Raw genomic sequence first — 25,165 nt, 5'->3', positions numbered from 1 at the left:
CCTCGTATTTCAATCAGATCTCACAGGCAGTTCAACTATGAACCGTGTCCACTTGCCCGGGTTACTCTGCACCCTGATAGAACCGCCATGCTCTCGAATCAGTCCATGACTGATGCTGAGTCCGAGCCCCGTTCCTTCTCCTTTAGGTTTAGTAGAAAAAAATGGATCAAATAGCCTGTCCTGTATTTCATCAGCTATTCCACTGCCATGATCGGTAATCGTTATCTGAATACAGGAGCCCTCATTCTGAACAACAATCCCGGCAGCTATCTCGAGACGTTTTTCGGGACATGGCTTCGGATAGCGACTATTAAGCGCGTAGCGTGCATTGCTTATCAGATTTAATATAACCTGCTGTAGCTGCTGCTCATTACAAAGAAGTTGTGGTAATGAATCTGGGAGTGTAACCGAACAGGTTATCCCGTCTTTTTTAAGAAGATGTGCCACCAATTGCAGACTGTTTGCAATAATTCTGCAGACATCAGAAGGTCCAACCATCTCTTCCCTGCATCTGGCGAAATCGAGCAGATTTGAGACGATCCCGGCAATTCGTTTACTCTCATCTATTATATTGCCGAGGCTTTTATCCACACTTCCGTCCTGCGGATCATCTAAGATTATCTGTGCGTAGTTGATAATGGTGTTTATCGGGTTATTGATTTCATGCGCTACCCCGGAAGCAAGTTCACCGATCGCAGCCAGCTGGGATACCCTGATTGCCTCGGCTCTCACAACCTCTTCCTGGGTTAAATTACGCGCAACCAGCAATGTTGCGTTGATCTCACCATTTTCCTCAAACAAGGGAGTGACGGTCAGCATATAACTCCCATGAAAACCATGTAGCTCCGTTTCAGAAATCCTGGTTTTCTGGTTGCCTATACTCTCCTCAAGCGGGCACCCGGCCCCGCCGCCATGACCACCATGCAGGATGTCACACACATTTTTGCCGACAACCTCATCACGATGCTTTTTGGTTGCTGCACAGGTTGCAGGGTTTGCATCAAGAATAATGTTCTCGCGCGACACCACCAGTACCGGATCCTGGATCGAGTTGAATATCTTCTCCCAACGTGCCGTAAGCATTTGAAGTTGCTGATCTGCAGCCATATTGCCCGTCTCGTCAATACCAAGCATAACCAGCCCGACTTTACCGGTTTCAATATTATGACGGATCGAACCATGCCAGTTTATATACCGTGCAGAGCCATCCTTGCTGAGTAACGGTGCCTTAAAATTAATGTCCGGTTGGTCACCTTTTAAAGTATCTGAAAACCGCTGTTGAAACTCCTGACGGTTATCAGGATCACTGAGGATATCTACCCAGTACTTACCAACCGTTTCCCGTTCGGTATATCCAGTGATTTTTTCTGCTATCCTGTTAAACGAAATAATTGTACCGCATGGCGATATAGTCACCATAAGCGCCTGAATAGTATCGATTATTTCCTTATTATAATCCCTCTCTATTTTTAGCTTAAGAGCCGTGTCCCGTGAGTAGAGGGCAAGTGCTATATCGTCAATCACCGGGCTGATCAATTCGGTTTTCAGCTCACAAATGATCTCTTTCTGCTGGCAATGCATAACCACGAAACCATATGTGCGGTGCCTGTACGCTACCGGCCAGGCAAGGCAATAGTGATTGTCAGCGGTAAACTGCTCGACTTCTTCCGCATCGAGATAGAGATATAACGGTTCTGTAAAAGCACTGAAATCGCAGTTAAATTTCCTAATAAGCAGCCCTGCAATATAATGCTGAATTGAAGAATCCTGAGGGGTAGCCGCCGGTGATGAGGCGATAATTGAAAGCCGACATTGCTCGTCCGTAATATCACCAGCCCAGACAAAACTGCATTCAAATGCACTCTTTATCGTATTGCAGCAATGTTGAAATATGAAAGAAGGGTTCTGCACTTCAGGATCCCACAAACTGTGTTCCCTGATAGCCGTCAGCAACTGATTATGATGCTGGAAGAATGTCAACTCTTCCGAGTACTTTTCCGGTAAGGGCCCTGCCATTGGTTGTCCTCCCGGTGAAGCAGAGAGACTACTTCACGCGTATCCATGTTCGGCTGATAATGCTACCGGGATGTAACCACTTTATTTAATTATCCATAAATGTAGTACTCCAGTCAAGAAGTGACTGCACATATATCAACGCACAATCATGCTGTTTTCTCTAAAGCACTCAAGGTATTTCGGAAATTTTATTTTAGATATTACAGACGCTCGTGCTGATTGAACAAACTACTATTGCTCACTCCGGGGATTATCACTATCGCAGATATTGATATTGTCTCCCAAAACAACTGCCAAAAAGCTCAGAGCATGTGATAGGCATAGAAACTAACTTACATCATAATACTGCAGTGCTTTGCGCATCGTCATTCTTTTGCTCATATAATAGCGTTTAGCGCGACACTGTCATTTTTCCCCAACAGGCAAATCATGTGCTTTAGTCTCGCTCATGTACTTTTCGAGATATTCAATAAACGTTTCAGGATCAAGCGGTTTACTGAAATAATATCCCTGTACACTGTTACAGTTTTTACTTTTTAAAAAGTTAAGCTGTTCTTTAGTCTCCACGCCTTCAGCAACAACACTCAACTTAAGCGCATGCGACATTGAGATTATCGCCTCAATAATTGCTGCATCATCCGAATCAAGTGTCAGGTCTCGCACAAAGGATTGATCAATTTTGAGTGAGTGAAGCGGAAAACGTTTAAGGTAACTGAGCGATGAATACCCTGTCCCAAAATCATCAATAGATATATGGATACCGATATCTCGGATTTTCTTCATCGTATCAATTGCAAGATTCGGGTTATCCATAATGGTGCTTTCAGTTATTTCGAACTCAAGGCAATTGGCAGGCAAGCCTGTATTGAGTAAGATATCAGACACATTATTGAAAAGTTCAGGATCCTGAAATTGTTTTGCAGAAAGATTTACTGCCACCCGCAGGCTATCATCAAGCTGATTCAACCACTCACGTGTCTGCCGACACGCTTCTTCCATAACCCACTCGCCCATACTGACTATCAGGCCGGACTCCTCGGCAAGAGGGATAAATTCAAATGGAGGTACAAGACCTCTTTTGGGATGATTCCAGCGAATCAGCGCCTCCATACCTGAAATTTTACCGTTTTCAAGATTAATCTTTGGCTGATAATAGAGAAGAAACTGATCTTCGATCAACGCCTGCCTGAGATCCATCTCTAAGGCATGCTTCACCGCATTACGCGTATTCATCTCTTCTGAATAAAAACGATATATCCCTCGCCCCTCTTCTTTGGCCTGATACATGGCCAGATCAGCATTTTTAGTGAGGTTTTCATAATCACTGCCATCTTCAGGATAAATAGCGATACCAATACTTGCCCCGACAAACAAATCGTTTCCTTTTACCGGAAACGGTTTTTGAAGACTGTTAATGACATGTAACGCTACACCTCCTACAGATTCGATATCCTTGAAGTGCGGTACAATAATTGTAAACTCATCGCCACCAAGACGACCTACTGTATCGCTCTTTCTGACACAACTCACGATACGGCCAGCTACCTCTATGAGCAACTCATCACCCATATCATGACCGAATGTATCATTGACATACTTAAACCGGTCCAGATCTATAAAGAAGACTGCCAACCGGGTTGAATTACGCTCAGCCAAAGACATTTCATGATTCAGACGATCCCTGAACAGAGCACGATTGGGAAGCTTGGTTAAATGATCGAAAAAGGCAAGTTTCTCAAGTGCATCCTCCGTTGTTTTCTGGCGACTGATATCTGTAAAAATACCAACATAGTGAATTACCTTACCCTCAAGATTCCTGATGGTATTTATATTCAACCACTTGGGATAAATCTCCCCATCTTTACGTCGATCCCATATTTCCCCTGACCAGCATCCTTCACTATTTATGGTAACCCACATCTTTATGTAGAACGCCTCATCATGACGTCCTGATTGATTAATACTCGGGTCCTGCCCAAGCACCTCATCAAGGGTATAGCCTGTGGTCGCTTCAAAAGCCGGATTAACATCAATAATTTTGTTATGCCTGTCAGTAATAAAAACACACTCGCTTGCATTCTTAATAACCAGGTGAGAAAGATGTAGTTTTTCCTCAACCTCACGAGCCTCAGTAATATCCTGAACTGTTCCCCGCATCATTACCGGTTTACCATTCTGATCGCGTCTGACCGTGGTAATTTCACGAACGAACCGTTTTTCCCCGTTAGGCTGCACTACCCGATGCTCTATAACATATTTATATCCGGTATCATTTAACGATTCTTTAAACTCTTTCTTAACTTTTTCCCGATCAGCTGGATGAATTGCTGAAATGAATGCTTCATATGTCGGCTTAACTTCCTGTGGCTGCAAGCCGAAAATTCTGAATATCTCATCGGACCAAAAGAGATTTCCGGTAACAATATCCCAATCCCAATTACCTATATGTGCAATTTCCTGCGCTCTAGATAAACTTTCTTTATTTTGATTAAGTGTTTCTTCCAGTGCTTTTCTTGCCTGAATTTCATACTGAAGCCTTCTGTTCCATAGCAATATTGCTGCCAATAATGACAATGATCCGGCGATGACATACATGATCATGTGATAATCAATCTGTTCATCATACTTCAGCCGAATCCAGCGATTAAAGATTTCATCCCTCACACTCGGTTCAATGTCATACAACGCTTTCTGTATAATTGATGCGAGTTCTGGCCAATCGTTGCGTACAGCCATCGATAGATCAAATCTATATGCTGTCTGTCCAGAAACCTTTAAATTCGTTATGCCCTTTTCACGCATAACATGACTTACCGCAGCAAGGTTACCAACAAACGCATATGCGGTTCCCTGCGAAACGGCATCAAGTCCTGCCTTGACACTATCCACCGGCATCAGTTCCAGATCCGGATGGTTATTCTTTATAAGATCATGAGAGGCATAGCTCTCAACAACCGCAACGCGCTTTTCCTGGTTGACCAGGCTTTGGAGCCCATCGATAAATCCTTCGCTATCGCGAGATATGATCACCATAGGAAATGAAAGATAGGGATATGTAAACGTTGCATAACGCTCTCTTTCCGGCGTTCTTACCACACAGGAGAACACATCAAGATCCTTATTTTTAACCGCCTCAACCATCTGCGGCCATTTTCGATTTTTGTCGATCTTGAAAGTAATGCCAGTTTTCTCTTCTACGAGCGAGATGTAATCGGCTGCCATACCGAGATAGGTGTTATTCTTATCCACATACTCGAATGGTGCCCAGTTAATATCAACTGCCAAACGAATCTCAGGATGATTATCGAGCCACTCACGTTCTTTGTCCGATAGCTCGAACTGTTCTGCAGAGATATGCGTTACTGAGGCAATAAGAACCAACAGGGTAAAAACAACTCCTTTACATACTCTTATATAGGTTTGGATTTTCATCATAAGTTGATTCTCGGCGATCTCTATCTCCTGTCAGGGGGAGATCATCGGAAGCACGACTAAATTGACAAACGCGTGTGCTTTTTTGCTGGCTCTGTATATCTGTTTTTTGATAAACAATAGAGAATTTAACGATAAAAACAGTTTAGCATGATTTATCAGCAATGTGAAAAAACTTGAACATAGGGCGAAATACGGGAGGCAAACAATAATCTTTTAGCAGGATACCCCTTGAAAAGATTACCTTTCCTCAAAGATCGCTGATGCACCTATTAACACATTGAGTATCTGGGGAAATACCACGCTAAAGAATGGGGATTTTAAGATCATTGCACAAATCAGCCGAAACCTGTACATTCCTGCCTCGCCAAACAGGATGAGAATACAATTCTACATAGAGGAGTTAGTCTGATGTCAATGATTGAATGTCCACAATGCGGTGTTCCTATCATGTTTAACCATGACGGGGAATTTGATGATGAGGATGTGCTGTGTGCAGCATGCGCTGCTGCCGAAGAGATAGAGATTACCGAGACCCATTTCGAGTGCCCGGAGTGTGATCATACCACTATTCTTCCAGGTGATGTGGTTGAAACCATAGAGAACCGCGTCAATTGTGAAGAGTGCGGCTTCCTCTTTCCACTGGACGACGAAGAGTACGAAGACGCCTAGGAGGCTGTCGGAGAGTGTCCTTTCGAAGTCTACGCTATCTGCTCAAACTCTTCCGAATTTTCAAAAAATAATGCTCACCATATCATCTATATGGTTGTGCTTATTTTTTGAAAATGTCTCGATTTTGACCAAAACCCCTATCCTCGGACAGCCTCCAGGGGCACTGGGGATTTCCTTCGCATAAACTATATCGAAGACTTCCTGCTTTCTTCAATATACAGTTCGTTTAATCGTTTCACGATAGGGCCTGCAATCCCACCAGAAAGCTCAACTCCATCAATTTCGACAACCGGGCAGACAAAAGCTGTAGCCGCTGTCACAAACGCTTCCTTTGCTTCCTGGGCCTCTGTAATGGTGAATGGACGTTCCTCAATTTTCATTTCCAGCTCGGCTGCAAGTTTCAATACAGCAGCACGGGTAATTCCATGCAAAATAGAGGTCGAAAGGTTGCGGGTTATGATAGCACCCTCTTTCGTCACAATATAGGCGTTGTTCGAAGTTCCCTCGGTTACGTAGCCATCCTCCACCATCCAGGCATCGTCTTTACCTGCCTTCTTTGCCATCATCTTGGCCATAGAGGGTGCAAGCAGTTGCACTGTCTTGATATCACGACGCCCCCAACGGATATCCGGTACGGAGATTACGCGTAGACCAGGTTTTTCTGAGGTGAGCGATTTATTCTGGGTAAAAAGTACAACGCTCTGCGGAACATTTTCAGGAAAAGCAAAATCACGATCAGCCACCCCACGGGTAATCTGGATATACACCAGCCCTTCATCCACATTGTTACGACTCAATAACTCCCGGTGAATTCCAAGCAGTTCCTCACCTGTCAACGGCATGCCCATACCGAGCTCACCCAATGATCGTTCCAACCGTACGACATGGCCCTGAAAATCGACCAGCTTACCACCGACAACTGCGGTTACCTCATACACACCATCTGCAAATAAAAAGCCACGATCAAAGACCGAAACCTGTGCATTTTCTTCCGCTACATACTTACCGTTAACATATACTGTGCGGCTCATAATCATCCTTTATCAGCAAATTTTGTCCTGACAAGTCAGGACATTAATGTATTAATAGCCCTTCTATCCCCATAATGCATTTGTTGAGGGATAAACACCTTTTTCGTCATACTGCAACGCATGGAGCCTGTCTTCGGCGAGCAATAACGGCCCATCAAGATCGGTTACCGCTACAGACTGGGCTACAAGAACTGCCGGCGCCATTGCAAGCGAGGAGCCCACCATGCATCCTGTCATAATCTGATAGCCTGCAGCCATCGCTGATTTTTTCAGTTCCAGGGCTTCAGTAAGACCACCGGTCTTGTCGAGCTTGATATTGATCATGTCATATTTGCCATTAAGAGTTGGCAATGACGCCCTGTCATGACAGGATTCGTCGGCACACACCGGCAGGATACGATCAATATCACGCAGCGCTTCATCATCACCTGCCGGAAAAGGCTGTTCAACCATCTCTACTCCGAGGCGTACCAGCACAGGTGCCAGCTGATGATAGATATCAGCTGTCCAGCCCTCGTTTGCATCGACAATTATGCGGGCATCCGGTGCACCTTCGCGTACAGCTTCTATGCGCGCAATATCACCTTCACCACCAAGCTTGATTTTAAGCAGCGGCCGCTCTTTATTAACAGCAGCCTGTTCACGCATATTTTCGGGTGAATCAAGAGAGAGTGTATACGCAGTAATTTCAGGTCCCGGCTCATCAAGTCCGGCAAGACGCCAGACCGGTATTCCGGTTGTTTTGGATTCCAGGTCCCACAGTGCACAATCTACCGCATTTCTTGCTGCTCCAGGCGACAGTGCGCCTTGAAGTGCCTCTCGGGTAACCGGAAGCGGCACACTGTTTATCTGAGCCATCACACTCTCGACAGTCTCACCATAACGCGCATAAGGAACACATTCACCACGGCCGGTAAAGCCATTCAGCTCAACCTCGACCCGAACAACCACGGCCTCAGTGCGTGAACCACGGGAAATAGTGAAAACTCGGGCAAGCTTGAACACATCTTTGTAAACCGAAATTTTCATATAAGTGCCTCAACAAGACGGGTAGCCCCCTGCCTGAATGGATCTACTGTAGGGATGCCCATCTTTTGCTCAACTTCAGCAAGATATGCCAACGATTTTTCTTCATCCATATGTTGTGTATTTACTGAAATTGCCACGACCTTGCAGTCACGATTCACAACCTGCGCCAATCGTAAAGCTACATCACGCAGATCCTCCAATGCTGGCTGCTGATAATCAGGCAAGCCACGCATATGCTCACGAGTTGGTTCATGACAGAGTATAAGTGCATCCGGCTGTCCTCCATGAACAAGGGCCATCGTGACACCGGAATAGGAGGCATGAAACAAACTGCCCTGCCCTTCAATTAAATCCCAATGATCCGGGTCATTATCAGGAGTCAGCCATTCAATAGCTCCGGCCATGAAATCAGCAATAACTGCATCAAGCGGAACACCTTCCCCCTCAATCAGAATGCCCGTCTGTCCAGTGGCTCTGAAGGTTGATTTGAGTCCCTGTTTCTGCATTTCCCGGTTCATTGCAAGAGCTGTGTACATTTTACCTACAGAGCAGTCCGTACCGACAGCGAGACACCTTTTACCTGAGCGCTTTTTACCGTTTGCAATAGGATATTGGAGTGTCGGAATACGCACATCATACAATGTTCGTCCGTAATTTTCTGCTGCTTTGACCAGATCTTTTTCATCCCGGAGCAGGTTATGCAGACCGGATGCTATATCCATGCCCTCTTCCAATGCCTCGACTAAAACCGATTTCCATGTCTCGGAAATTATGCCACCACGATTCACAACACCTATGACCAGAGTTTTCGCTCCGGCTTCAACAGCATCCTTAATCGACATATCTGTAATTCCGAGATCGGCTTTACAGCCTTCCATCCGAAACTGGCCAACAACAGATTCCGGTCTCCAGTCGTATATTCCCTGCGCGACTTTGGCTGCAAGACTATCGGGAGCATCTCCCAGGAAAAGTAAATACGGTGACTCAAACATAACTTTGCAACTCCGGGTAGTAATTTTTAATGGTAAATTAGTAACGTATACGCCCTAACCCTTCGTGTAATAATCGTTTTCAATTCAGCCTGAACGATCCCGGACACACATGCTGTGCAGAATTCCTACAAGCTGAACCATGTATATCAATTTATATGCCATATTGATTATTACCGGAGAGATCCGCGCAACCACCCCACCATTAATCACCGTATTTCAAACACTTAAAAAATTCCCAGATAATTTCAGATGTTGTTCATGAAATCTCCGCGCATTTTCCATTGTAGATTATTTTACATTTACGCAATAATTGTTGAGCTAATTACTGTTAACGAAATTTTCAACACTCTCAATTACTCAATCCTCAAATCCACTTATTCACCGACACACAATCTCCCATAAGTCAATCCACGTGCTTAATTGCAACAGTACTCAGCAAAGTGAGTTAGGTCCCATCCTAAAATTAGCCTTCTGCACTGTATCAGCGTTACTGCCCAAATTTTAATTCGCAGGCAAGCGAGAACCGAGACTCCAAAATATACAACACGATAGCAACCACGAAATTAATCATATAAATTCAAACAATTAAAACAATTCCTGGAAGTTTTAAAACGTTGATCACGACGGCTCTCACCCATTCTCCCGAAAGGGGATTTTACATTTACGTAATTTTAAAAGCGAAAATTTACAAAAATGTAAATTTTGATACGCTTTATTACATTATTCTCATATGTGTTTAATTCGTCGGCATGCATTGTCCCACAATCAATCCAAGAAGCTTAGTTGCAACAGTGCCAAGAGAGATGAGGCGTTAATCGTTAACTACAATTACTTCAGGAAGATATACCAGATGGTTACATTACCCATTGAACATGATCAGCAGTAGGTGGTTGCAGGCTATAATAGTGTGGAATGTTTGCTGGGATGAATGGAATCAGTTGGTGTAATCATACGTATTGCTCGAATGATTCAGCAACATAATGTGAAACGTTCTTCCTGAAACTGGTATATTTCCAGATACGATAAAAGATATGTATCAGGTTGAGGGGGAAGAAAGACTGGTTTTTATAACTTTACTGAGCTCCGATAATCTGAAGGGCTTTCTAATGAACCCGCGTATGCCTTCCATGTAAAGATCTGAGATCATTTCTTCCGGAGCATATCCACTGCATATAATAACGTTGACATCAGGCAGGATCTTTCGGATTTCCCTGTAACAATCACGACCATTGAGTTCCGGCATAATCATATCAAGCAGGATCAAAACAATCGAATCCCCCTTTTCTTTGACGATATCGATTGCCCGACGACCGTTATTGGCCGTGATGACATCCAGTCCCAACTCCTGAAGCAGCTCAGTACCTACAGTTCGAACAATATCCTCGTCATCAACCAACAGCACTGTGCCGTTGATCTTTTCAATATCGGTTTCACTGCTGCCCAGATCGTTGACGATTTCTGCCCGTTCATTAACCGGCAAAAGAACAGTGAAAGCCGTTCCGCTCTCAGGTCTGCTCCTAAGGCTTATGGTTCCATGATGGGACTTGATGGTACCGTAGACGCTTGCAAGACCAAGCCCGGTTCCTTTGCCCTGTGGTTTGGTGGTAAAGAATGGTTCAAAGGCCTTCTTCCTTACATCTTCAGTCATTCCTGTACCGGTATCGCTAACTTTCAGCTCAACATATTTCCCTCTCTTCAATTGAAAATCCTTACTATCCTTGATACTTTTAATAATCCGATTCTCAGTTGAAATAGTGAGTGTTCCACCGTCGGGCATAGCATCCCGGGCATTGATCCCTAGATTAAGCAGAGCGTTTGAGAGCTCTGAATCATCTCCATCAATAATGCTGCAGACAGCTTTGGGTTCAACAACAATATTGATCCGCTTGTCTATACTCCTCTGCAAAATAATCACGGTGTCCTTGATCAACCGATGTATATCAAGTGAGGTTTTCTCACTGCCGGTCTTTCTGGCAAAGCTAAGGAGTTTCCCGGTCAGATCGGCAGAACGTTCGACCGAAGCCACTATACTACCGATCTGTTTAGATAAGTCGGGATTATCACCAATCTTTATCCGTAACAGTTCGGCTGCTCCCATGATGGCACTGAGCATATTGTTAAAATCATGAGCTATACCGCCAGCGAGTTGCCCAAGCGAGTCAATATGACGTCGCTGCTGCAATTCTACCTCCATCTGCTTTGCCTCAGTGACATCATCTACCCTGATAACCACATGATCGCTAAGCTCACCAACTGATGGATAAACGGCAAAATTATTAACCCTTTCAGAGTCACCTATCATCACAGTAACACCTGTCTTCTCAACAGGTTCATCAGTTCTTACCTGGAGCAGCAGTTCATCTATTATTGTCGAGTAAAAGGGGAAGATCTCGGAGATGTTTTTCCCTTTTGCATACCTGATGCTTGCACCTGAAATTTTTGCTGCGGTTTTGTTCATGTCGATAATAACACCGCTGGAATCCGCACCAATAAGCACGGAATGAATCGAGTTCAAAATACTGCTAAGGTATGATTGAGTATGGAGCAGCGTTTTTTCCGTGGCCTCTTTTTCGAGTATCTCCTTCCGCAGTTTTCTGTTACTCATTCTAAGGGCTGTAGTTCGCTCCTGCACAAGAGACTCAAGCCCCGCTCGTAATTTATAAATATCGAGAAATACCCGTGCCTTGCTGAGCAGAATATATTCATTGAACGGTTTGAATATAAAATCGACAGCTCCCGTATCATATCCCTGTATTTCTTTGGCATCCTCACGATCAATGGCAGTAACAAAGATAATAGGAATATTTGCAGTTTTTTCATCAGACTTTAATATCTCGGCAACTTCATAGCCGTCCATCTCAGGCATCTGCACATCAAGAAAAATAACCGCAAAATCATTATACAGAGTCTCGGCCAGCGCCTCATTGCCTGAACGGGCTGCGACGACTTCCACATCGAGCTTGGTGAGGAGTTTCTTGAACACCAGAATATTATCTGGGGTGTCATCAACCACAAGAATCTTGGGTTGTTCCGTCTCCTGTCTGCTAAACGCCGATTCAAGATTTCTTTTCATTGAGTACAGATCAAGCAGAACCCTTACCTTGCTGATCAGTACAAATTTATTGAAAGGTTTGTAGATGAAATCAACAGCTCCCTTGCCGTAAGCCTTAAGCTCAAATGCCTCATCCCGGTCCATGGCGGTTACGAAAATTATTGGAATATCGGATGTTCCAGGCTCCTGCTTGAGCATCTCAGCAACCTCTACTCCGTTCATTCCAGGCATCATAAGATCCAGTATGATCATGGAAAAATCATTGTAAAGCGTAGCCTTCAAGGCTTCATTTCCTGACCCTGCCCGAACTATATCCACTTCGAGTTCGCTGAGTATTTTCTCAAGGACAGTGAGGTTTTCCGGAATATCATCAACAATGAGTATTCTGTGCCTCTCATCGAGTGACGTCATTTCTTCCCTCCAGTACTTCTTTCAAAAATAGCGGAATGTCGTCCAGTGTCAGAATAAAATCAACCGACTTCGTTGATATGGCTGCAAGCGGCATAATGCTAACCTCTGCAGTTTCAGGATCTTGTGCAATCGTCATCCCTCCGCAGGATTTAATGCAATGTATTCCAGCCTTTCCATCCGTATTTGCTCCTGTAAGAATGACACCGATAAGTTTCGGCCCGAAAGCTGCAGCCGCCGATTCAAAGAGTACATCAATTGATGGCCGTGAAAAACTGACGAGATCATCGAGCGACAGAGAGAAGGTTGTATTTTTCTCAATGAGAAGATGGTAACCGGCAGGTGCTAAATAGACATTACCTGCACTCATCTTCTCTTTTTCTTCAGCTTCTTTTACCGTCAAACTACAGCGGTCTCCCAGATACCTGATTATATAGTTGTCAGAAGAAGCCATACGGTGCTGAACGATGACAACAGGCAGCGGAAAATACTCAGGAAGCCCGCCCAGAATTACGGGAAGCGCTTTAAGACCACCTGCAGAGACCCCGATTACCACAGCTTTGAATTCATTCCGCATCACGACACTCATCCAACCTCTTTTTCTGGTATATTTTCTGTCCGCTAACCAGAGTGACGAAATTTTTTTTGACTTCCGAAAAATCAAGAGTCTCTTTGGTTCCGAGGCAGAGAAAACCGTTATTCCTCAAACTATCAGAAAACAGTTTCACCACACGTCCCTGCAGATCCATGCCAAAATAGATCATCACATTCCGACAGAGAATAAGATTCATCTCCCCAAAGACGCTGTCGGTGACAAGATTATGGTTGGCAAAAACGATATTGTCCTTAAGAGACCGATCAAAAATTGCCGATTCATAGTCAGCATGATAATAATCTGCAAATGATCGTTTCCCCCCAGCTTCCTGATAATTCGATGTTGATCGTTTAATCAGATCTTTCGGATAGATTGCCTTTTTTGCCTTCTCCAGAACAATATCACTAAAATCTGTTGCGTAGATCTGCACCTTGTCATAAAGGCCTTCTTCTTTAAGCAGAATTGCTAGCGAATAGACCTCCTCACCTGTTGAGATGCCGGCCGACCAGATCTTTACAAACGGATAGGTGTTGAGGTATGGAATAACATTTTCCCGCAGAGTTTTATAAAACTCCGGGTCGCGGAACATTTCAGTGAAATGTACAGAAAGGTGTTTCACAAAATTTGTAAAAAAATCCTTATCGTAAATGATCCTTGGGATTAGCTCTGATATAGTTGAAAAGCCACTCTCTTCAAGGCCCTTGTTGATCCTGCGTGTAAGGGAAGCCCTTGCATAACCGGTAAAATCATATCCATACCGAAGTCGCATTGCATCTAGCAGCAGCGTTATTTCAATCTCTTGATTATCCATCATCACGGTCAGCAGTTTCTTGTATATTCGCCTGCAGGTTGCATCTGTTTAATACATCCATATTCGCAGCATTGAGAGGAGCTTTTTCGTATCAATTGGTTTTGACAGATAATCGTTTGCTCCACAACGGATGCATTCCTCACGGTCCGTATCCATGGCCTTTGCTGTCAGGGCAATTATAGGCAGATCCCTCCATTCGCCCCTTTTTCGAATCTCTTTCATTGCCTCATATCCATCCATCACAGGCATCATAACATCCATCAGTACGATGTTTGGAAGCACTTCAGTTTCAAGTAGTTCCAATGCTTTTTTCCCGTTGTCAGCGATGGTTACACTGAGACCTTTGCTCTTTAAGAATTTACTCAGAGCAAAGGCATTTCGCATATCATCATCCACAAGCAGTACCTGCTTATCTTTCAGGCCACTGTCCTTGTCTCTGATCTCCTGAATGATTTTTCGATGCGATTCGGGCATATCCTGCTCAACTCTATGCATAAAGAGTGAGGTTTCATCCAGCAATCTTTCCATAGAGAATGCACTCTTTAAAACGATGGAATTAGAATATTTATCAAGTCTTTCTGTCTCATCCCGGGTCAGGTCTCTACCGGTGTAGATGATTATAGGCAGCTTTGATATTGTTGTATCATTTTCGATATTATCCAGCAGGGTAAAACCTGATATATCAGGGAGTCCAAGGTCCAGTATCATACAGTCGAAACGATTTTCCTTCAAAAGTCGAATGGCATCCTTGCCTGTTTCTGCAGTCGTTGCATGGACATCTTTAGTGTTCATCACCTTAAGGATGCTTGAGCGCAGGTCGTCGTCGTCCTCAACGACCAGCAACTCTTTTACGGAAGCATCAAGGACTTGCTCTATCTTGCCCAAAGCTGATTTCAGGCCGTCGGTATCAACAGGTTTGGTCAGGTAACCGACAGCACCTTTTTTTAGACCTTCGGACGATTCGTCATGGCCTGACATTATATGCACAGGGATATGTCTGGTATCAAGGTTGTTCTTGAGTTCGTTCAGCACTGTCCAGCCATCAATGCCGGGCAGCCCGATATCAAGAATAATAGCGGTGGGCATCTGCTCAATAGCGTATTTCATTCCGAGCTCACCGTTTGAGGCTATAATCGTTTCATAACCGTTTTTCTCAAAAAAACCTGAGAGGATCGAGGCAAACTCCCGATCATCCTCTATAATCAGCATCCGCCTACCATCAGGGATCTGTGTGTCTTTATCCTTTCTTGTCGGAATCGGCATATCGTTATCGACTTTAGCATTATCAGAAATAGCGGGGACGGTGGGCTGCCTGATCACTTCTCCTTCGGGGGTATGTGGTTCACTGGCAGGTAAGGATTCAGAGTGATCAGGCGACTCCAATGTAGTTGGAATGCAGAGAGTAAAAACCGTTCCCTGCTGAGGTGTACTCTTTACGAAAATTTCACCGCCGATGAGGTTGGCAAGCTCTCTGGAGATTGAAAGCCCAAGACCGGTACCACCGTGTCGCCTGGTTATCGAGCCATCTACCTGACGAAAGGCTTCAAAAATGACATCTCGTTTTTCCTTGGGGATGCCAAGACCGGTGTCTGACACAGTGATGGCAATTGCCTCATTAATATCTAGATCTTCCCTACTTATAGAGATGTCGGCATCCGGTCGTGCTATGCGCAGCGTTACCGTCCCATGCTCCGTGAACTTGAAGGCGTTACCCAATAGATTTCTGAGGATCTGGTCGAGGCGATGCACATCAGTGATAAATGTGTTAGGTGCTCCTTCACCTACTTCAGTGATAAATGTCAGCCCCTTGCTCTTGGCAAGATGGTTGAACTCCATCTGAAAATTGGTGGTTATTGTTTCCGGGCTGGTTTGAGAGAGGCTCAACTCCACCTTGCCGGCTTCAATTTTCGATAGATCCAGTATATCGTTTATCAGATGCAACAGGGTTTGGCCGCCCCGATGAATTGATGCGGCTGATTCAATCTGATCTTCAGTCAGGTTCTTCTCGTCATTTTCTGAAAGCATCTTGGCAAGGAGCAGAATCGAGTTAAGAGGAGTTCTGAGTTCATGGGACATGTTCGACAAGAACTCAGATTTGTACTTGGTCGCAATCTGGAGTTGTCTTGCATTTTCCTCAATCTCCATCTGCTTTTCTATTAAATTTCTATTCGTTATCTCGTTTTCTTTTTTCTGTTCCTCAAGCAGCTGGTTCTTTTCCTCCATCTCCTCGTTGGAGGTTTGCAGTTCTTCCTGCTGAACCTGCAATCGGGCTTCAGATTCCTTAAGAATTTGTGTCTGGTCCTGCAACTCGTCATTGGCTTTTTGCAGCTTCTCCTGCTGCTGGCGCAGGGTTTCTGACTGTTCCCGCGTCTGACCAAGCAGTTCTTTGAGCCGATCATTGGCGATTGCACCATTGATAGCTACTGCCACGACACTACTAACCTGTTCTGCAAAATTGAGATCTCTTCGGCTGAAGGGATGGCTTGTCCCAAGCTCAATCAACCCCTGGACTACCCCTTCGTAAATAAGAGGAATAACCAGGAGGTTTACGGGAGGGCTGGAGCCTACAGATGATTCTATCCAGATATAATCTTCAGGTATATCATTAAAAACAATCACCTTCTTTTCAAGAGCTGCCTGCCCCGTAAGTCCTTCCCCTGGATAACACCGGTTTGAGAGTCCCTTTCTCAAGCGAAATGCATAACTGGCAAGAAGTTCATAATAATTCCCTTCTCCACTCCGCACAAAGAAGGTACCAACTTTTGCCCCGGTGTACTCTGCAATGAACCTGATTGCATTGTCACACAGGTCCTCGAGCTTATGTTCTCCACTAATTTTTTCGTTCAGATGTGTGAGCCCGGTTTTCAGCCAATCTTCATCCTGCGTCCTGTTATCGGCTCTCTCAAGCGTTTCCAGCATCCGGTTAAGAGATATAGCAAGTTCGTCATCCCTTGACTGTTCCGGAAACCTGAACGTGTAATTTTTTTTGTTGATTGCATGCCTGAGACCATCAAATAGAACCCTGTAACGCGATTCACTCTCCTGAAGAGCTGTACCGGAGCTATTGATCTGCTCCAGCATAGCATTGAATTCCCTGGTGAGATACCCTATCTCATCATGGCTTCTCACTTCTGCACGTACCTCAGAATCGCCGCTCCCGTAGCGCTGAAGAACATTTACGAGGTTTCCGATAGGTCCGATAATCGATCTGATAGTAAAATAGCTGATGGTGATGATCGCCAAGACCCCGAGACTCCCGATAATTACAGACATCAGCAGGGTCTCTTTGACTTTAGACATGATCTCCCCTTCATCCACCGCTGTAATCATACAGAGGCCGGGGTCGTTTCTACTAAAATCGGCAGAATCTATTAAGCCGGGGTTGAGCTTCAGGGGGATGTAAACTATGTGCTCTATGTGTTTACCTGTTGTGTATACCCCGATCTCACCGCCAATAGACTTACGAATAACGGTTTCAATCGGGGTAGCGATTGGTTGTTCCTGTGGTGAAAGTTTAGCCGAATATTCTATGAATTCATCTTTTTGGGGAGCCATTATTGCGACACGACTCGTAGTAAAACCACTTTTTTTTAATTCAGAGTAAATACTGTCAGTGGTCTCCTGGAAGTCGGCCATATCCCGGTAAGCCAGAAAAAAACCGTTATGCTCACCTGATGAGTTTTGTGTTCGAAAACTGTACAGAATACTAAATTGCCCCCTAGTCCCGGTATTATCATTATCAACAGAAGGGACAATGTGAGCGTACGCTTTTCGACTATTGCGAATGTATTCGAATTCGGGGATCAGTTGACCAATCTGTGTTGATTTCGCACTCTGCCTGCTTCGAGCACTGTGATTTTCCGAAATAACAACACCTTTGGCGTCGGTCAAAACAAGTCTGAGAAATTCGGGGCGGCTTGCCTGCAGTGTTGCAAAATGGTTGCCGAGTTCATCAAGGGCATTAAACTCTATGGCCATACCGAACACATCCTCTTCCACCCATTCTGAAAAAGTGTTTGAACCCGATCGGAAAAGGACATCCAGCTTTTCCGCCCCGCTGTTGCTAATTAAGGTGATTTGGCGATTGCTACTGGAAGTTGTGCTGTTTCTGGCCGGGAAATGTGTAATAACGACGATAGCCAGCAAAGGCAGCATTGAGAACAGAAACCCGAACAGGATTTTATACTTCAGACTTGCGGAATAGATGTCGCTAAAACCATAACCTATCATTTATAGCACCTTACTACCTTATCAATCATCAAGCTTTTCAAGTTGCGTCGGCCTGCCTGCTTTTATTCTTTCAGCGTTCCATTGCTCCCTGGTCTGAGCAGCCTGTTCGCCTGGAAGAGAGTCAATTACCTCAAAATAATCGAGTTTGAATGTATCTTTGAGCACCTGAGGTTCAGGTTTACATCTCACCGCATACACAGTCTGGATCGACTGGTGGTCAAAATCACGCCATGTTTGTTTATCTTTCAAAAGCTGATAACTATGGCCTTCAAGGGCGCGTATCACATTCGCCGTTGCGAAGGTACCGGCTCGCTCAACTGCATCCCTGTACTCATATAGGATGGTATAGGCGGACGCACCCGAGGTACCTGGATACCTGCTGTAACGCTGAACAAAGTTCTCGACGAATCGTTTTCCTCCCTCGTAATCATACAGGTAAGGAATGGCCCAACTCCATGGCAGGGCACCGATGACACCTTCCATTACCTTAGGGCCGCCGTTTTCCGCCATACCAAGGGTCAGGTTGGGGACGACAATCTGAGTTTTTGCTTTAAGCCCCTCTATGGTTGCCTGTCGAATGGCTTTACTCATATCTTGACCGAAAAGTACGAGTACCAGAACATCGGGATTGATAATCTTTGCAAATGCGATTGCTTTTCTAAAATCTTTATCGGTTGCATCGGGAAAAGGGGTACGTATTCCTTTATGAACAGCATTGTCAGTAGTGCCTGTGAAATGACGCATCGACTCTTCCGTGGTATGTCCCCACGTGTAATCCGCTGTTATATAGAAATATTTCTTTGAATCTGCCGGGAAGTTGCTATTCAGATAGTTAGCAACCACTTTCGCTCCCATCCAGGAGTTATAGCATTCCCTAAAGGTATATCTGTTCCCTTCAGAACCTGTAGTTGCATTTGAATAGGTTAGAGTTCCGAAAAAAAGCGTACGCTTTTTTTTGGCTACATCACCTGCAGCAATCGCCACATTGCTTGCCGATCCTCCGAACACCATAGAAACCTTCTCATCGTCGATGAGCTCTGCGACATTTTTATAGGTCTCATCAACCATTGACCTTGAGTCTCTGGTGACAAGTTCGATTTGTCTACCGAGAATACCGCCCGCTGCATTGATTTCATCTATAGCGAGAGTAGCAGCCCTGAGTTGATCGAGCCCCTGTACAGAATACGGCCCGGTCTCTGGATAATTCAGGCCAACCCTTACAACTGCCTCGGCATACGAGTTGAACTGTGCCTGAAAAAGGAAAACTGTGATCAAAAACATCAAGATACGACGTGGTATCGAGGAAACAAGAGTCATGATATGCATTGAATATTTATAGATATTTTGACAAATCTTCAGTCTGCAGTGATACGTAATTGAGGAGTGATGTCGTGTCGTAATCGTATATCAACACACATCAATCATCTTCACCCTGCAGGTTGGTTGATGTAAGTGGAAATAGGGAAATAGGGACTACTACGCTCAACATCTCCCGTGCTCCTTACATCTATGCTTACCACTCACATGGACGTTCCATGTGAATGATGGGGACTGTAAAAGTATAGCACAAATTTGGAAAATAGATGAATCGTGCTTCGGGAGTCGCTGTGATGTCAGCAGGTGAAGCGTAGAAAGGCAACAATTACCTGAAAACATCGCGTCTCAGGTAATTGAGGTGTATAAAACGGGTGCAGATTATTGCTGGAACCGGTTGAGATCTGTATCTGATCTTTTTACGATTGCAAATCAGTAACCTGTGCCAATTCGAAAGAGTGTATTTTATGATTTATACGTTGAAGGCATACTTGACTTTATCGTCTCCTTTGACGCAACACAGAGGATAGGAAACGATTTCTCCGCACCTAGATCAAATTGAAAACCATCCTTTTCAAACAGCTCCAGACAACTGTCAACCACTTCCGAATCATACCTGCTGCCGCGATGCTCACGCAGTTCGTTTAAGGCCGTATCTATTCCTTGAGCCGGTCGGTAGGGTCGATAGGAGATGGTCGCTTCTGCAACATCTGCAACCGAGAGAACACGTGATTCAAGCAGCATCTCGTCTCCACGCAGCCCAAGCGGATAGCCCGAACCATCCATTCGCTCATGGTGTTGAAAAACCATCTGAGCACAAGGCCATGGAAATGGGATGTTTTTAAGAATCTCAAAGCTAATCTGCGGATGGGTCTTTATCACCTCCATCTCTGCATCAAGCAACTGGCCGGTCCTGTTAAGAATAGACACAGGCACCCTGATTTTCCCTACATCATGTAGAAGACCTGCAATATGAATTCCTTCTGTAACTCGTTGCGACAAGCCCATTTTGGCAGCGATTGCACAGGCCAATTGTGCAACTCGCTGCTGATGACCAGCGGTGTAGGGATCACGAATCTCAACCATCAGCCCCATTGAGTATATAGAGCCAAAGAGCATTTCTTTTATCTCCAGGGTCTTCTGTTCTACCGCATGTTCAAGCATCTCGTTTTGGGATCGAAGCCTCGATTTCATCTCTTCAAGAGCTATATGTGTCTGTACCCTGGCCCTCACCTCTGCCGCATGAAAAGGTTTAGTGATATAATCTACCGCTCCCATCTCAAAGGCTCTGGTCTTGTCTTCCGTCTCACTCCTGGCGGTAATGAAAATAAGGGGGATCGATGCAGTTTTCGGATTGCTTTTGAGTCGCCTGCATACTTCGTAGCCATCCATCTGCGGCATCATGATATCGAGCAGAATGAGCTGCGGTTTGTATTTCTGTACATAGGCAAGTGCTTTCTCCCCATTCTTTGCGATCCCTAACCGATAGTCATCTTTCAGGGTGCTTACAAGCAGGTCTATATTCGTAGCGTTATCGTCAACGATCAGAACAAGCGGCTCTGTTGCTGTCATTACACTCTCTCCAGGGATTCCCGAATCTGTTGAATCGTTTCGTTTGCCAGATCATAATCATAGCGCCGGGTCTGGTTGTCAAGCATCTTCAAAAGCTCCGGCTCGACCTCCTCGTGCCCGCGAAGTCTGTGAAGGATTTCAGTTGTGAAACTGCTGATATCTTCAGGGTCTGCCCGCTCAATTGCCTCGGAAAGCGCATCAATAAGTGGTTCAGGGTCACTATTCTCAAGCTCTGCAGACCCTGCAACCGGCTCAATTACCGCCTGCCCCGCCAGAGGTTCTAGCAGGGCCAGCAATCCTTCCAGCTGAGTAGCAAGACGCGAACTGAGATCGCCAGTAATATCCGCTACAATCTCTCCACTACAGGCCTGCTCAAGCAGCGCCGCGGTCTGTTGTATTTCCTTAGCACCAATATTTGCAGCACTCCCCTTCAGGCTATGAGCTATTAGCGCCAAATTTTCGACATCATCCTGCTCCTGTAATTTCCGTATTCCTCCAGCTGTTGTCAGATTATCGCCGTAAAAGCCGGCAAGAATCATACTGAATGCCTGCCAGGTCAGGCCCGTTGCCTCCAGAATAGAAGCGACATCTATTCCCGGCAGGTCATCAGGAGACATGAGCGGAACAATACCGTCAACAGCTTTTGCTTTCCTTTCGGCAAACTCATGCAGGTCAGTCGACTGTAGTAATGCCGCGTTCTCCAGGCTAGTCTCTGCCACCTTCTTTCTGTTTCGTAAAAGATGCCAGAGCGTATGAAAAAGCCGATCCTGATTAATCGGTTTAGCCACATAGCCATCCATCCCCGCCTCGAAACATTTTTCTTCATCTCCCTTCATTGCATGCGCTGTCATAGCGACAATTGGCAACTGCTCAAATCCCGGCATTGCGCGGATAGCTCGTGTAGCTTCATATCCATCCATTACCGGCATCTGTACGTCCATAAGCACAGCATCATAGGGTTCACGCCCAACTTCCTTCACCGCCTCTTTGCCATTGAATACCATGCTGACCTCTATACCCGCTCCGCCAAGAATCGCCTGAGCCACCTGACGGTTGGTAAGATTATCCTCGACCACCAGCATGCGATAGCCTTTCAGATGTTTTTTATACATCGAGGCTCGGGTAGTAAAATCCCGTTTGCCTCCGCGTTTGCGCTTTCCTTCTTTGCCAAAAGCGTCCATAATCGCATCAAACAGGGTTGACTGGAAGATAGGTTTTGTGAGAAAGCCATTAGTACCAGCCCGTTCCGCCTCAGTTTTATGTACCTCCCTGGCAAAGGCAGTCATCATGATAATTGGCAGCGACAGCCCTAAATCCTGTCGTATTTTCCTCGATGTTTCAATTCCATCCATCTTTGCCATCTTCCAATCCATAAGTACCAGATCAACCTTTCCACCCTTCGTGTCATCTTTCAGTCGATCCAATGCCTCTATTCCAGACGACAGAGTCTCAACGAGAAAACCCAGCGAAGTAAGCATTCGATTCAAAATTTCCCGACTATCAGCACAGTCATCCACCACAAGCACATTGAGGCCACTTATATCTGCTGGTAGCGCAAAACTTCCCTCAGGTACTGTCCCGGCCTGCACCAGCCTGACTGTAAACGAGAATGTACTCCCTTGCCCGAGCACAGACTCAACCCAGATCTCCCCGTGCATCATTTTAACGAAACGCTGACAGATTGACAGCCCCAGCCCTGTGCCTTCGTACTGCCTGGTTGAAGAAGAATCTCCTTGAGAAAACGGGGTGAAAAGCAGGGGCATATAATCGGGAGAAATTCCTGTACCGGTGTCCTTTACTGAAAAGCTGAGCATGACCGCATCTGCTCCCAAAGGCTTCTCCGCAATTTCTATTCCTTTAACACTTACCAGGATGATACCGCCTGATCCTGTAAATTTAATGGAATTGCTGATCAGGTTCGTGAGGATCTGCTGGAGACGAAGAGAATCTCCGAGAAGTATTCTTGGAGTGTTCCTGTCTATATCGACCAGCAACTCGAGCCCCTTATCAGCTGCCTGATTCACAAACAGATCCATTACCCTGTCAAACATCTCATCAAGTCGGAAGACTCGCTCTTTCAGTTCCAGCTGGCCCTCCTCTATTTTTGAATAATCAAGAATATCGTTGATGATTCCAAGCAACGCCCCAGATGAATTCTGAACGATCTGAAGATATTGGCCCACCTCAGGTGAGACCTCTTCGGCCAGTGCCAGATCAGTGGCAGCAATAATTCCGTTCATCGGGGTACGGATTTCGTGGCTCATATTTGCCAGGAAACGGCTCTTTGCTTGTGTCGCAGCCTCCGCCTGATCCTTGGCCTCTTCAAGCTCTTTATCTAGCTTTTTGTGCATCTCCATCTCCCGCACCAGTGAGATATGAGCCCCTCGAAGCCTGCGATTGTATTTCAATACCACGCCAGAGAAAGCTACCAGAGAACTGAATGCTAACGCCGCCACGACAAACCAGGGACCATAACTACGCAGCATATCCGAGATGGTAACATTTCCAAGATCAGCATATGGCCCTACATGCAGCGCCATCATACAATCCATCACAGGCTGATAGTTGAGAGGAATCGTCCAGCCTCCCGACCCGGCGGCCATTGCTGCCTGGGACTCCATAGGCATTGCAAGAAGAGCAACCGCGACCTTTTCTGCCAGACTATCAATTGTGCCACGTACCTCTGCCATAGGCCAATTTGGATACTCACGTGTAGTAGTAAGATATGAAGGAAGCGGTCTGGGGACTGTTAGCGGTGGCGGAAGCACAAAAAAATCGCTTAAAACAATTGAGCCCTCTTCAGCCATAACTTCAAGGCTGTTGGTGCGAACAATCCCCACTTCAACAACACCGTCCCGCACCGCATAGACAACATCGTCATGGGTTTCTCCATAAGAGAGCGAGGTAAAGTCCCGCGATGGTCGGATGCCATTTTCCTTCAACTCACGCCAGGCCATCATCCATCCGCCAAGTGAATCTTCCGAGACACCCATTATTGACCTGCCCTTCAGATCATTGAACGAACGAATATCCTTTTTTGAGGCTCGGGTAAAAATTACACTGCCATAACTGGAATAGAGTCTGTTCTGCCGCCGCTCCTTGAGCGTGACAATCCTGTTGACACCATATTTCTGCTCAAGTTCAATGTACATAGCAGAATTGGTCAAAATAAAATCAACTTTTCCACTAGCGACAGTCGTAGCAATAATCGAATATCCGAGAGGAACAATTTCAAACCTATGACCTGGGATACGACTACTCAGGTAATCTGCAGTCGGCTGCCAGTTTTTCATACACTGCTCTTCACCCCGTTGTGCCAGCACCCCAATCTTCACTGATTCTTCTGCTGCACCCGGGTTATAGCAAAATACAGCCGACAGGATTACCAGCACAATCCATCCATACTTCAAACACCGCAAAAAATAGTCACCACAAAGAATAGCATGCATGGCATCACCCCAGTTCAGAACATCGGGATTTATATATCAAGAAGGCTTACATATCGATTGTGTAACATTGGTAAACAGCACTCACCCGTCTACAAGTATACCACATGCCTGACATACTGATAACCATAGATCAAGCACAGTTGGACATCATTTTCTCATCCCCCCTGATATCTGCCCGCCAATAACCAAACCATTTTCATGGTGAATGTGTCCGCAAACACAAGCGTTTGGAATTATGTATAAATATTATTCTGATTACCACTAATCCTCAGCTTCGAACGGTGAGGAGAGAGGCGTGAGGCGTGAGGCGTAATAAACAGGAAAACGTCCATACATAGTAATTATCTTATTTTACAACATATTTGAGATGATTTGCCGAATGATGTTGCTGACTCCTCACTCCTATCGCCTTACGCCTAACATCATGTGGCTGAGTTTCGGTGGTAATTAAAAATATGATTATTAAAATGTGCGATGACAATCTGAGTAACGGGTCATTACCTGCAGACATAAGTATGGAATATCCGGTTGCAGCCAGGAGTATGTTGTTATTGTTGAATAT

The 25,165-nt window shown here is 45.2% G+C and carries 13 protein-coding genes; 1 reads left to right on the top strand and 12 read right to left on the bottom strand.

What is annotated here, in order from left to right; genetic code table 11:
• Window positions 1-9: 9 nt before the first annotated feature.
• Together FCL46_RS07620 and FCL46_RS07615 are read right to left on the bottom strand one after the other, a co-directional pair.
• Window positions 10-2,016 (bottom strand): PAS domain-containing sensor histidine kinase, encoded by a 2,007-nt coding sequence (locus FCL46_RS07620; RefSeq protein WP_136807044.1) that lies wholly within the window; start codon window positions 2,014-2,016, stop codon window positions 10-12.
• Window positions 2,017-2,421: 405 nt separating this feature from the next.
• Window positions 2,422-5,451, bottom strand: coding sequence for an EAL domain-containing protein (locus tag FCL46_RS07615; RefSeq protein WP_136807043.1), 3,030 nt, complete (start codon window positions 5,449-5,451; stop codon window positions 2,422-2,424).
• 408 nt (window positions 5,452-5,859) lie between these two features.
• On the opposite strand from FCL46_RS07615, the gene FCL46_RS07610 reads away from it, so the two are divergent.
• Window positions 5,860-6,120 (top strand): hypothetical protein, encoded by a 261-nt coding sequence (locus FCL46_RS07610; protein ID WP_136807041.1) that lies wholly within the window; start codon window positions 5,860-5,862, stop codon window positions 6,118-6,120.
• 185 nt (window positions 6,121-6,305) lie between these two features.
• On the opposite strand, the gene FCL46_RS07605 is transcribed toward FCL46_RS07610, so the two are convergent.
• The 10 genes from FCL46_RS07605 to FCL46_RS07560 all read right to left on the bottom strand — a co-directional run bounded on the left by FCL46_RS07605 (window position 6,306) and on the right by FCL46_RS07560 (window position 24,603).
• A complete protein-coding gene (locus FCL46_RS07605; protein WP_136807039.1) occupies window positions 6,306-7,151 on the bottom strand; it encodes a D-amino-acid transaminase in 846 nt (281 codons plus the stop codon).
• A 63-nt stretch (window positions 7,152-7,214) separates the two neighbouring features.
• A complete protein-coding gene (gene dgcA / locus FCL46_RS07600; protein ID WP_136807037.1) occupies window positions 7,215-8,180 on the bottom strand; it encodes an N-acetyl-D-Glu racemase DgcA in 966 nt (321 codons plus the stop codon).
• Complete coding sequence (gene dgcN, locus FCL46_RS07595) at window positions 8,177-9,172, bottom strand: N-acetyltransferase DgcN (protein ID WP_136807035.1); 996 nt, start codon at window positions 9,170-9,172, stop codon at window positions 8,177-8,179. The genes dgcA and dgcN overlap by 4 nt, the downstream gene beginning before the upstream one ends.
• A gap of 1,036 nt (window positions 9,173-10,208) precedes the next feature.
• Entirely contained in the window at window positions 10,209-12,635 is a 2,427-nt protein-coding gene (locus FCL46_RS07590; protein ID WP_136807033.1) for an ATP-binding response regulator, read from the bottom strand.
• Entirely contained in the window at window positions 12,619-13,209 is a 591-nt protein-coding gene (locus FCL46_RS07585; protein ID WP_136807032.1) for a chemotaxis protein CheB, read from the bottom strand. Before FCL46_RS07585 ends, FCL46_RS07590 begins: the two co-directional genes overlap by 17 nt.
• Window positions 13,199-14,041, bottom strand: a complete 843-nt coding sequence (locus tag FCL46_RS07580) for a CheR family methyltransferase (protein WP_136807030.1) — start codon at window positions 14,039-14,041, stop codon at window positions 13,199-13,201. The genes FCL46_RS07585 and FCL46_RS07580 overlap by 11 nt, the downstream gene beginning before the upstream one ends.
• Before the next feature lie 45 nt (window positions 14,042-14,086).
• Window positions 14,087-18,268, bottom strand: a complete 4,182-nt coding sequence (locus FCL46_RS07575; RefSeq protein ID WP_136807028.1) for a response regulator — start codon at window positions 18,266-18,268, stop codon at window positions 14,087-14,089.
• Between the two features lie 21 nt (window positions 18,269-18,289).
• Window positions 18,290-19,549, bottom strand: a complete 1,260-nt coding sequence (locus tag FCL46_RS07570) for a substrate-binding protein (RefSeq protein WP_136807026.1) — start codon at window positions 19,547-19,549, stop codon at window positions 18,290-18,292.
• Between the two features lie 498 nt (window positions 19,550-20,047).
• Window positions 20,048-21,154: an HD-GYP domain-containing protein gene (locus tag FCL46_RS07565; protein ID WP_136807024.1), complete on the bottom strand. Its 1,107-nt coding sequence runs from the start codon at window positions 21,152-21,154 to the stop codon at window positions 20,048-20,050.
• Window positions 21,154-24,603 (bottom strand): response regulator, encoded by a 3,450-nt coding sequence (locus FCL46_RS07560; protein ID WP_136807023.1) that lies wholly within the window; start codon window positions 24,601-24,603, stop codon window positions 21,154-21,156. The genes FCL46_RS07565 and FCL46_RS07560 overlap by 1 nt, the downstream gene beginning before the upstream one ends.
• Window positions 24,604-25,165: the final 562 nt, after the last annotated feature.

Origin of the sequence: Desulfosediminicola flagellatus, assembly GCF_005116655.2 — a bacterium.
Classification (GTDB): domain Bacteria; phylum Desulfobacterota; class Desulfobulbia; order Desulfobulbales; family Desulfocapsaceae; genus Desulfopila; species Desulfopila flagellata.
This window is presented reverse-complemented; position numbering and strand designations above follow the sequence as displayed.